General features: G+C 70.3%; 11 protein-coding genes and 1 pseudogene. 5 read left to right on the top strand and 7 right to left on the bottom strand.

The genetic code is table 11. From position 1 onward, the window contains the following. Positions 1-61: 61 nt before the first annotated feature. The 5 genes from FNH05_RS22730 to FNH05_RS22750 form a co-directional block, all read right to left on the bottom strand. A complete protein-coding gene (locus tag FNH05_RS22730; RefSeq protein ID WP_246127893.1) occupies positions 62-754 on the bottom strand; it encodes an HAD family hydrolase in 693 nt (230 codons plus the stop codon). A gap of 74 nt (positions 755-828) precedes the next feature. Beyond that, positions 829-1,239 carry a YjbQ family protein gene (locus FNH05_RS22735; RefSeq protein WP_144590743.1) on the bottom strand — a complete coding sequence of 137 codons (411 nt, stop codon included), beginning with the start codon at positions 1,237-1,239 and terminating at the stop codon, positions 829-831. 16 nt (positions 1,240-1,255) lie between these two features. Then, positions 1,256-1,900: a response regulator transcription factor gene (locus tag FNH05_RS22740; protein WP_144590744.1), complete on the bottom strand. Its 645-nt coding sequence runs from the start codon at positions 1,898-1,900 to the stop codon at positions 1,256-1,258. Between the two features lies 1 nt (position 1,901). Then, complete coding sequence (locus tag FNH05_RS22745) at positions 1,902-3,161, bottom strand: sensor histidine kinase (RefSeq protein ID WP_144590745.1); 1,260 nt, start codon at positions 3,159-3,161, stop codon at positions 1,902-1,904. A 55-nt stretch (positions 3,162-3,216) separates the two neighbouring features. Beyond that, a complete protein-coding gene (locus FNH05_RS22750) occupies positions 3,217-3,411 on the bottom strand; it encodes a hypothetical protein (RefSeq protein WP_144590746.1) in 195 nt (64 codons plus the stop codon). 115 nt (positions 3,412-3,526) lie between these two features. Between FNH05_RS22750 and FNH05_RS22755 the strand changes: the two genes are divergently transcribed. The 4 genes from FNH05_RS22755 (at position 3,527) to FNH05_RS22770 (ending at position 7,045) form a co-directional block, all read left to right on the top strand. Further along, positions 3,527-4,150, top strand: a complete 624-nt coding sequence (locus FNH05_RS22755; protein WP_246127894.1) for a TetR family transcriptional regulator — start codon at positions 3,527-3,529, stop codon at positions 4,148-4,150. Positions 4,151-4,242: 92 nt separating this feature from the next. Then, positions 4,243-5,346 (top strand): Re/Si-specific NAD(P)(+) transhydrogenase subunit alpha, encoded by a 1,104-nt coding sequence (locus FNH05_RS22760; protein ID WP_144590747.1) that lies wholly within the window; start codon positions 4,243-4,245, stop codon positions 5,344-5,346. Continuing rightward, the gene (locus FNH05_RS22765; protein ID WP_186382680.1) at positions 5,346-5,666 is read left to right on the top strand and encodes an NAD(P) transhydrogenase subunit alpha part 2; all 321 of its coding nucleotides are present in this window, start codon (positions 5,346-5,348) and stop codon (positions 5,664-5,666) included. Before FNH05_RS22760 ends, FNH05_RS22765 begins: the two co-directional genes overlap by 1 nt. Then, positions 5,663-7,045: an NAD(P)(+) transhydrogenase (Re/Si-specific) subunit beta gene (locus FNH05_RS22770; RefSeq protein ID WP_144590748.1), complete on the top strand. Its 1,383-nt coding sequence runs from the start codon at positions 5,663-5,665 to the stop codon at positions 7,043-7,045. Before FNH05_RS22765 ends, FNH05_RS22770 begins: the two co-directional genes overlap by 4 nt. A gap of 76 nt (positions 7,046-7,121) precedes the next feature. On the opposite strand, the gene FNH05_RS22775 is transcribed toward FNH05_RS22770, so the two are convergent. Continuing rightward, positions 7,122-8,078 carry a histone-like nucleoid-structuring protein Lsr2 gene (locus FNH05_RS22775; protein WP_246127895.1) on the bottom strand — a complete coding sequence of 319 codons (957 nt, stop codon included), beginning with the start codon at positions 8,076-8,078 and terminating at the stop codon, positions 7,122-7,124. Between the two features lie 82 nt (positions 8,079-8,160). Between FNH05_RS22775 and FNH05_RS22780 the strand changes: the two genes are divergently transcribed. Further along, positions 8,161-9,555, top strand: a complete 1,395-nt coding sequence (locus tag FNH05_RS22780) for a dihydrolipoyl dehydrogenase family protein (protein WP_144590750.1) — start codon at positions 8,161-8,163, stop codon at positions 9,553-9,555. Positions 9,556-9,565: 10 nt separating this feature from the next. On the opposite strand, the pseudogene FNH05_RS22785 reads toward FNH05_RS22780, so the two are convergent. Further along, a pseudogene (locus FNH05_RS22785) lies at positions 9,566-10,220 on the bottom strand (hypothetical protein); the annotation flags it as partial.

Here is a 10,220-nt window from a genome sequence, read left to right on the forward strand (position 1 = left end):
ACTGTGAAGGGACCCTTCACGGCCACCCCGCAGGGTCCCCTCACGGCCCCAGCCGCCGTGCTCAGCGGAGGACGGCCGCCAGTAGCGCGTCGGTGTCCGTCAGGTCGGGCAGGACGACGTGGGCGCCCGCGCCGGTCAACTCCTCGGGCGTGAACCGGCCGGTGGCCACCCCGACCGCGGTCGCCCCGTGCGCGAGGGCGGCGTCGATGTCGTGTGGCGTGTCCCCGATGACGATCACGGACTCGGCCGGGTACGGGCTGTGCCGGGCGCCGGCGAGTTCGACGGCGTAGGCGACGAGGTCCGCCCGTACGGCGGACAGGGAGCCGTACCCGCCGATCTCGAAGTCGATGTGGTGGTGCAGGCCGAACGCGGCGAGCTTGTGCCACGCGATCTCCCGCAGGTTGCCGGTGACCAGTGACTGCACGATCCCCTCGTGCGGGGCCAGCGCGCCCAGCGCGGCTTCGGCGCCGGGCAGCACGAGCCCCACTTCGGCCATGGTCGGCACGGCCGCTTCGGCGACGGCGACCAGTCCCGCCCACACCTTCCGGATCACTTCGTCCGCGGGCTCGATGCCGTAGGAGGCGAGCACCTCGGAGGTGATGGCCAGTTCGGTGCGGCCGAAGAACGAGGGCATCCCGGTCATCGTGATGCCCAGGACTTCGGTGAGGACCTGGGCGTACCAGTCGCGTCCGCTGCCGTGCAGGTCGATGAGGGTCTGGTCGATGTCCCAGAGCACCAGTCTTCTTTCGGTCACGCTCCCGACGGTACCTGGCGTCCCCGGCGGCTTGCGCCCTCCGCAGTGCCGCGAGAACCACTTCGAAACATCCTTTAACCGGCCAGAAAACTGAACCGGACGCGCCGCAGCGGATTGTCGACGTTCGTGTCCACCAGGCAGAGCGACTGCCAGGTGCCCAGCACGGTCCTCCCGCCCAGTACCGGGACGCTGGCATAGGGCGGCAGGAACGCGGGCAGCACGTGGTCGCGGCCGTGGCCCGCGCTGCCGTGCCGGTGGCGCCAGCGGTTGTCGCGGGGGAGCAGTTCGTCGAGCGCGGCGAGGAGGTCCTCGTCGCTGCCCGCACCGGTCTCCAGGATCGCCAGCCCGGCGGTGGCGTGCGGCACCCACACGTGCAGCAGGCCGTCCTGGGCGTCCGCCTCCTTGAGGAAGGACTCGGCGTCGGAGGTCAGGTCGTGCACCACGGCTTCGCCGCCGGTGCGGACTTCGATCTCGGTGGAGTACATACCCCCACCGTAACGACTACGTCTGAAGGTAGCGCAGGACGGCGAGCACCCGCCGGTTGTCCTCTTCGGACGGTGGGAGGCCGAGCTTGTCGAACAGCCGGGTTACGTACTTCTCCACCGAACCGGCCGACAGGTGGAGGTGGGCGGCGATCGCGGCGTTGGACCGGCCCTGGGCCATCAGGCCGAGCACGTCGCGTTCCCGCCCGGTCAGCGAGGCGAGCACGTCGGTCTTCCTGGTCGCGCCGAACAGCTGGCTGACCACCTCGGGGTCCAGCACCGTCTCCCCGGCGGCGACGCGGCGGAGCGCGTCGAGGAAGTCCGACACGTCGGCGACGCGGTCCTTGAGGAGGTAGCCGACGCCACCGGCGCGGTCGGCGAGCAGTTCGGCCGCGTACGAGGTCTCGATGTACTGGGAGAACAGCAGAATCGGCGTTGCCTGGTTCTCGCGCCGCAGGTCCAGTGCCGCGCGCAGGCCCTCGTCGGTGAACGTCGGCGGCATCCTGATATCCACAATGGACACATCAGGCCGGTGCTCCCGGACGGCGGGGCGCAGCACGTGTCCGTCCTTGACCTCGGCCACCACCTCGTGACCCCGCAAGGTGAGCAGCTCCACCAGGCCGGCCCGCAGGACCGCCGAATCCTCGGCCACCACGATCCGCACATCAACCCCCGTTCGGCACCAGCGCGGTGATCACGGTCGGGCCACCGGCTGGGCTTTCGATCTCCAGCGCACCGTCCACGGTACGCACCCGCTCGGCGACCCCGGCGAGCCCGCCCCCCGGCGTCAGGAGCGCGCCGCCGGTCCCCTCGTCGGAGACGGTCAGGCGCAGGAAGTCCCCGGCCACGCGCAGTTCGAGGTGGACGACGGCGGCGCCGCCGTGCTTCGCCGCGTTGGTCACCAACTCGGCCGCGCTGAAGTACAGCAGGGTCTCGATCGCCGGGCTGGGCCGGTCCGGCAGGTCGAAGTGCAGGCGCACCTCGATGGCGCTGCGCGCGGCCAGCGTCGCCAGCGCCACCTCGAGCCCCGCGTCGAGGGCCGGTGGCCGGATGCCGCGGGCGAGGTCCCGCAATTCCGTGAGGGCCTGCTTCGCGTTGCCGTGGGCGGTGGTGAGCAGCCCCCGCACCGTGTCCAGGTCGACCGCGTCACCGGCCAGTTCGTCCCGCGCGATGCCGAGTTTCATCGCCAGTGCCACCAGTTGTGCCTGTGCCCCGTCGTGTAGATCCCGTTCGATGCGGCGCAGGCGGGTGGTGGCGTCGTCGATCGCGTCGGTCCGGCGCTGTTCCAGGTCGAGGACGCGTTCGGTCAGCGTGGTGGGGCCGAGCAGGCTCCGCGCGAGCGTGCGGTCCGGCGCCGTGACGACGCGCAGCACCCACGGGGTGGCCGGCACGAGCACCGCGCCGAGCACGCCGATCGGGAGGGTGCCTGCCCAGTGCACGGAATGGATGTCGAACAGGGGCAGCGTTCCCTTCGGCGTGAGAAACCAGGTGAGGGGGAACGACAGCGCGCTGAGGCCGTAGAGCAGCATCGTGCCGCCCACGGCGAGGCCGAGCGCCGCCAGGGGCAGCCGGAGCAGCAGGTAGGCCTGGGTGCGCCAGGCGATCCGGTCACCCAGCCGGGTTTTGACCCAGCTCCACAGGCCCGGCTCGAGCCGGGGTGCGGCGGGTTCGGCGATGCGCAGGCCGAGCAGCGACCGGGCAAGCCGCCGGTGTGCCGCGCCGAGGCGGCGGGCGCCCATCAGGACGCCTGCCAGCAGGGGCAGCCCGAGGAACAGCGGGGACAGCGCGGTACCCAGCGTGAGCCCGGCGAACAGCGGGATCACGCAGACCAGCGTCAGCGGCAGGCCCAGCAGCACCCAGCCCAGCTCGCCCAGGAACTTCCGCCGGACGAGCACGCCCAGCGCGCGGGAGAGGAAGGCGATCACCGGGACAGCTTGCCCGGGGCGTGCCGCCCCGGCCCATCCGGTTTTCCCCCACTCGTCAGTCGGTGTGGTCGGCCCGCGCGCGTTGGGCGGCCTCGCGCATTTCGATGACCTCCGTCAGCCAGTCGCCGGTCTCGCGGGCGATCTCGCGGACCGCGCCGGTGATGACGGCCGCGATCCTGCCGATATGGGTCGCGGCGGATTCGGTGAGCACCTGCACGGTGTCCTTCCCGCCTTCGAACCGACTCACCATGACGCCTCCATACCAGTCAAATCGAGTGAACAACCGTGCACTCAATAGTGGAGCCCTTTCAAGGGTCTGGCAATGTGAACTGGCCTACAGTGTGTACGCACGTACACTGACTGGCGTGACAGTGGAACCGGAGAGGCGCCACGAGCGCAAGGAACGGACCAGGCGCGCCCTGCTCGACGCCGCACTGAGCCTGTCGGCCGACCGTGGTTTCGCCACCCTCAGCCTGCGGGAGGTGACCAAGCAGGCGGGCATCGTGCCGACCGCGTTCTACCGGCATTTCGCCTCGATGGACGAACTCGGCGTCGCACTGGTGGAGGAATCCATGCGCGCGCTGAGAGCAATGCTCCGCGCGGCCCGCAGTGAACCGGGGACCTCCACCGACGCGATCCGGGTCTCGGTGCGCACTCTGCGTGAGCATGTCCGCGCGCACGAGGACCATTTCCGTTTCGTCACCCGAGAGCGTTACGCTGGCGGCGGAGCGATCGGCCAGGCCATCGCTTTCGAGCTGAAACTGTTTTCCACCGAACTCGCGGTGGATCTCGCGCGATTCGACTGTCTGCGGGAATGGTCCGCCGAGGATCTGCACATGATCGCGGGCCTGATCGTGATCGCCATGCTGGCCACCGTGACCGAGCTGCTGGAGGTGCGCCGGCGCGACGAGGAAGCCGACGAGGCCATCCTGCGCGTCGCCGAAAAACGGCTCCGCCTCATCACACTGGCGGTGCCGAATTGGCGCTGAATCGGCGCAGTATGACTTGACGGGAGCGCCGCGCCGATCTTTGCTGGTAACGCCGGAGCTTCGGCTGTCCCCGCCGACGAGGAGGTTGCGCCGTGGTCGATACCGAGCCGTTGTCGGTCGGCGTCGTGCGGGAATCGGCACCGGGGGAGCGCCGGGTCGCCCTGGTGCCGAAGGCGGTCGAGCGGCTGGTCAAGCGCGGCCTGCGGGTGGTGGTGGAACCCGGCGCGGGCGAGGGGGCGCTGATCGCGGACGCGGCCTTCGAAGCGGCGGGGGCGAGCCTCGGCAACGCCTGGTCCGCTCGCATCCTGCTCAAGGTCGCGCCGCCGAGCGCCGCCGAGACGGCGCGGCTTTCGCCGGGCACGATCCTGATCGGCTTCCTGAAGCCACTGTCCGATGTGGACGGGATAACGGCGCTGGCCGGGGCCGGGGTGACCGCCTTCGCGATGGAGTCGATCCCGCGCATCACCCGTGCCCAGGCGATGGACGCGCTGTCCTCGCAGAGCAGCGTCGCCGGGTATCGCGCGGTGCTTCGCGCCGCCGAGACCCTGCCCCGGTTCTTCCCGATGCTCACCACGGCCGCGGGCACCGTCCCCCCGGCGAAGGTGCTGGTGCTCGGCGCGGGCGTGGCCGGACTGCAGGCGCTGGCCACGGCGAAACGCCTCGGTGCGCAGACCACCGGGTACGACGTGCGGCCCGAGGTCGCCGAGCAGGTCCGGTCGGTCGGCGCGCACTGGCTCGACCTCGGCATCGAGGCCGTGGGCGAAGGCGGCTACGCGCGCGAGCTCACCGAGGAGGAGCGGGCCGAGCAGCAGCGAAGGCTCACCGAGGCGATCACGAAGTTCGACGTGGTGATCACCACTGCACTGGTGCCCGGCCGCAGGGCGCCGACCCTGGTGACGGCCGAAGCGGTGCGCGGGATGCCCGCGGGGGGTGTGGTGGTCGACCTCGCCGGGGAGTCGGGCGGCAACTGTGAGCTGACCGAACCGGGCCGCGACATCGTCGCACACGAGGTCACCATCTGCTCGCCGCTGAACCTGCCCGCGGAGATGCCGTGGCACGCCAGCGAACTCTACGCGCGCAACCTGACCGAACTGATCGAGTTGATGGTCGACTCCGAAGGCAGGCTCGCGCTCGATTTCTCCGACGAGGTCCTCGCCGCCGCCTGTGTCGCCGGCCAGGAGAAGGGAGAGGGCTGATGCTGGTGGCTAGCCTCGCGATCCTGGTGCTGGCCGGGTTCGTGGGTTTCGCGGTGATCTCGAAGGTGCCCAACACGCTGCACACCCCGCTGATGTCCGGTACCAACGCCATTCACGGCATCGTGCTGCTCGGCGGGCTGATCGTGCTGGGCCTCGGTGCCGAGGGCGTGCTGAACAAGATCCTGCTGGTGATCGCGATCGCGTTCGGCACGATCAACATCGTCGGCGGGTTCCTGGTCACCGACCGGATGCTCGCGATGTTCAAGGGCAAGCAGAAGGATCGCGCGCGGGCCGGCGCCGGGCAGAAGGAATCCGAATGACTCCCCTCGTCGGCGTCCTCTACATCGTCGCCTTCTCCCTGTTCATCTACGGCCTGATGGGCCTGACCGGTCCGCGGACGGCGGTGCGGGGCAACGCGATCGCCGCCGTGGGCATGGTGATCGCCGTGGTGGCCACGCTGCTCATCCCCGGCATGGGCAACTGGCCGCTGATCGTGCTGGGGGTCGTGCTGGGCGCACTGGTCGGTGTGCCCGCGGCGCGCAAGGTGAAGATGACCGCGATGCCCCAGATGGTGGCGCTGTTCAACGGGGTCGGCGGCGGCGCGGTGGCGTTGATCGCCTGGGTCGAATTCCGCACCACCGGCGGCTATCTCGTCGAGCCCGTCTACGTCGCGGTCGCTTCGCTGTTCGCGGCGCTCATCGGGTCCATTTCGTTCTGGGGTTCGCTGATCGCCTTCGGCAAGCTGCAGGAGATCCTGCCCGGGCGCCCGGTCACCCTGCGCGGCCTGCAGCAGCCGTTGAACATCGTTCTGCTGCTGGGTGCGGTCGGTTGTGCCGCCGCGGTCCTTTCCGATGTCCGTACGGAAATCCTGATGATCGTGCTGCTGCTGGCCGCGGCCGCGCTCGGGGTGATGGTGGTGCTGCCCATCGGCGGGGCCGACATGCCGGTGGTGATCTCGCTGCTCAACGCGTTCACCGGGTTGTCCGCGGCGGCGATGGGCCTGGCGCTGGGCAACACCGCGTTGATCGTGGCCGGGATGATCGTCGGTGCCTCCGGTTCGATCCTGACGAACTTGATGGCCAAGGCGATGAACCGGTCGATTCCGGCGATCGTGGCCGGTGGTTTCGGCGGGGCCAAGGCGGTGATCGCCACGGCGAAGGAATCCCGCCCGGTGCGCAGCACCAGTTCGGCCGACACCGCGATCCAGCTGGCCTACGCGAGCAAGGTCGTGGTGGTGCCCGGTTACGGCATGGCGGTGGCACAGGCGCAGCACGCGGTGCGGGAGATGGCGCAGTTGCTGGAGGCCAAGGGGATCTCGGTGTCCTACGCGATTCATCCGGTGGCCGGGCGCATGCCGGGCCATATGAACGTGCTGCTGGCGGAGGCCGATGTGCCCTACGAACAGCTCAAGGAAATGGACGAGATAAATTCCGAGTTTCCGCAGACCGACGTGGCCCTGGTGATCGGGGCGAACGACGTGACCAATCCGGCGGCCCGCAGCGACCCGGGTTCACCGATCTACGGCATGCCGATCCTGGACGTCACGGCGAGCCGTTCGGTGATCGTGCTGAAGCGTTCGATGAGTTCGGGATTCGCCGGTATCGACAACGAACTCTTCTACGATCCGAAGACCAGCATGCTCTTCGGCGATGCGAAGGCTTCGGTGCGCGAGATCGTGGAGGAACTCAAGGCCCTGTGAAGGTGCCGTGAGGGAATCCTCACGGCCACCGGGCCGGGGGCACTTCGGAACCGAAGTGCCTTTCCGGGACTTGTCCTTACTGCTCTGCCGTGGTCGGTTCCTCCGCCGCGGAGAAGATGACGGGCGGCGCCTTGCGGGTGCGGCGCGGAGCCTTCTCCGCCGTTTCGGCCTTCGCCGCGGCCTTCGCCGGTTCGGCCTTGGCGACCGTCTTCGGCTCGGTCTTCGGAGCGGTCTTCGGCTCTGCCTTGGGGGCGGCCTTCGCGGCGGCCTTCGGCGCCGCCTTCGTCGCCGTTTTCACGGTGCTCTTGGCCGTGCTCCTGGTCGCCGTGGCCTTTGCCGCCGTCTTGGGTGCAGCCTTCGCCGCCGCCGTCTTGGGCTCTGCCTTCGGCGCGGTCTTCGGCGCGGTCTTCGGCGCCGCCTTGGTGGTGCTCGCCTTGGCGGTGGTCTTCGCGGCAGGCTTCGCCGTGCTCTTGGCGGTGGCCTTGGCCACCGTCTTGGGCGCCGTCTTGGGCGCGGCCTTCGCGGCGGCGGGCTTGGTCGTAGCGGTCTTCTTCGCCGCTGCCTTGGGTGCTGCCTTCGCCGCCGCTGCCTTGGGCGCCGTCTTCGGTGCCGTCTTGGGGGCGGCCTTGGCCGTTTTCGCTTTGCTCGCCGTGGTTTTCGCGGTGGCGGCCGTGGCGGGCTTCGCCGTGGCGGCGGTTTTCGCCGCGGCACGCCTGGTCGTGGTCGCGGGCTTCGCCTTCTCGGTGCTCGCGGCGGCGGCGGCCTTGGCGGTGCCCTTCGCGGCCGTACGGGAAGCGGCGGCGCGGGAAGCCGGACGGCGCTTCGGCGGGGCGAGCCGGCGCGGAGGCCGCTTGCGCCCACCGGTCCGGCGGCCGTGCTGGACGTAGCGGGCAAGGATCTGCCGCAGGCTTTCCGCGTTGTCATCGGAAAGATCGATGTCGTAGTCGACACCGTCCAGGCTGAACCGGACCTGCTCCTGGGCCGGTTCGCCGTTCAGGTCGTCCAGCGAGTGGACTGCGGTGTTCTTGGCCACCGAAACCTCCAGTGCTCGAATGCTGCGGGTGAGAATACCTCGCCGCCTTGCGTCGCGTTCCCGCGTGGTGTGCGCTGTGGGCATGGGTGAACAGACTTACGACGTCGTGGTGATCGGCGCAGGACCGGTGGGGGAGAATGCGGCCGAAAGGACCGCTCGCGCCGGGTTGAAAACGGTGCTGGTCGACCACGAGCGTTTCGGCGGGGAATGCTCCTACTGGGCCTGCATTCCCAGCAAAGCCTTGCTGCGGCCGGGAAACCTGCTCGCTGCGGCCCGGCGCATGCCCGGTGTCCCGGTGACCGGTGCGCTGGTTCCGGAAGAGGTGTTCCGCCGCCGTGACTGGTTCACGAGCAAGGGTGACGACACCGGGCAGGTCGAATGGGCCCGTGGTGCCGGTATCGAAACCGTGCGGGGGCACGCGCGGATCACCGGTGAGCGAAAGGTCACTGTGGACGATGACCGGGTGCTGCAGGCACGGCACGCGGTCATCGTGTGCACCGGCAGCGTGCCCAGGACACCGGACATTCCGGGACTGGCCGGGGCGCCGATCTGGACTTCGCGCGACGCGACGTCCGCGAGTGAGGTGCCCGATCGCCTGGCCGTGCTGGGCGGCGGAGTCGTCGGCGTCGAGATGGCACAGGCGTGGGCGAGGCTGGGCGCCCAGGTCGATCTGATCATGACCGGTCCGCGTCCCCTGCCGCGTTATGCCGGATTCGTCGGCGACCTGGTGGCCGACGGGCTTCGGGAGGACGGTGTGCGGATCCACGCCGGCAGCGGGCTGGCCGGGATCTCGCAAGTGGACAGCGCGGCGCGGTTGCGGCTGAGGGACGGCGGGGAGCTCACCGTGGACCGGCTGCTGCTCGCCACCGGGCGCCGTCCCGCCACCGACGGTCTCGGGCTGGAGGCGGCCGGCGTGACCCCCGGCGGGCCGCTCGTCGTGGACGACACCGGCCAGGTGTCCGATGTGGACGGTGGCTGGCTGTACGCGGCCGGTGACGTGACCGGCCGGGCGTTGCTGACCCACCAGGGCAAGTACGCGGCCCGCGCGACGGGCGAGGCCGTCGCGGCGAAGGCCGCCGGGAACCCGGTGGACCGGCGGCCGTGGAGCGCCCACACCAGCACCGCCGATCACCACGCCGTGCCGCAGGTGGTGTTCACCGATCCCGAGGTCGCCTCGGTCGGCGTTCCCGGTCCGGTGGCGGGGCGGCCCCACCGGAGCGTGGAGATCGATATCGCGGTGGCGGGATCGTCGCTGCACGCCGAGGGTTACCGCGGGCGGGCGAGCATGGTGGTCGACACCGAACGGGAGGTGCTCGCCGGGGTCACCTTCGTCGGCCAGGACGTGGCCGAACTGCTGCACTCGGCGACGGTCGCGATCGTGGGGGAGGTGCCGCTACGGCGTCTGTGGCATGCCGTGCCCGCCTTCCCGACGATCAGCGAGGTCTGGTTGCGGCTGCTGGAGGCCTACGGTCTCTGAAACCGGGGGTTCAGGGAATCCGGAGATTGGTCGCGGCCCGCGCGGCGCGGACCAGCGCGGGGTCGGTGGTGGCGGACGCCTGGTCGAACCAGCCCGCCAGCACCAGGCGCACGGTGGTGCCGTCGTCCGCGCTGAGGTAGGCGGCACTCTCGAAATGCGGGGTGCGCGGCCACTTCCGGGTTTCGACGGCCAGGTCGGTCACGCTTCCTCCTCCTGGGTTGTCCGCGACCTTCTTGAATTCCGTGGCGGCCACGGTGTCGGCGAAGGTGATCTCCGCTACGGACACCGCGGCAGGCCTGCCGTCGACGGTCGCTTCGAAGCTGCCGCGCTTCATCGACACGCATCCGGTGCGCTGCAGGCTCGCCTGCACGTCACCGACCGCGTGTGCGGCGCAGTTCGGGTCCGAGGCGGAATCACGGGTGAGGAAGGGGATTCCGTCGACGAACTGCGGCGCCGGTGCGGTCGAGGTGGCCGCGCTCTGTTTTCCGGTGCCGCCGCCGCTGGTGGTGGCGAGCACGATCGCGGTGACCAGCAGCACCGCGAGCAGGCCGATCGCGGCCCACGGGAGCCAGCGGACGGTGCGGAGGTCGGTCGGGGAAGTCCGGCCGGGGACCCCGGGCTCATCGATGATCTTGGGCACCGGTGCGGTGACCTCGATCGGGGCG

Origin of the sequence: Amycolatopsis rhizosphaerae, assembly GCF_007713715.1 — a bacterium.
In the GTDB taxonomy this organism is placed as follows: domain Bacteria; phylum Actinomycetota; class Actinomycetes; order Mycobacteriales; family Pseudonocardiaceae; genus Amycolatopsis_E; species Amycolatopsis_E rhizosphaerae.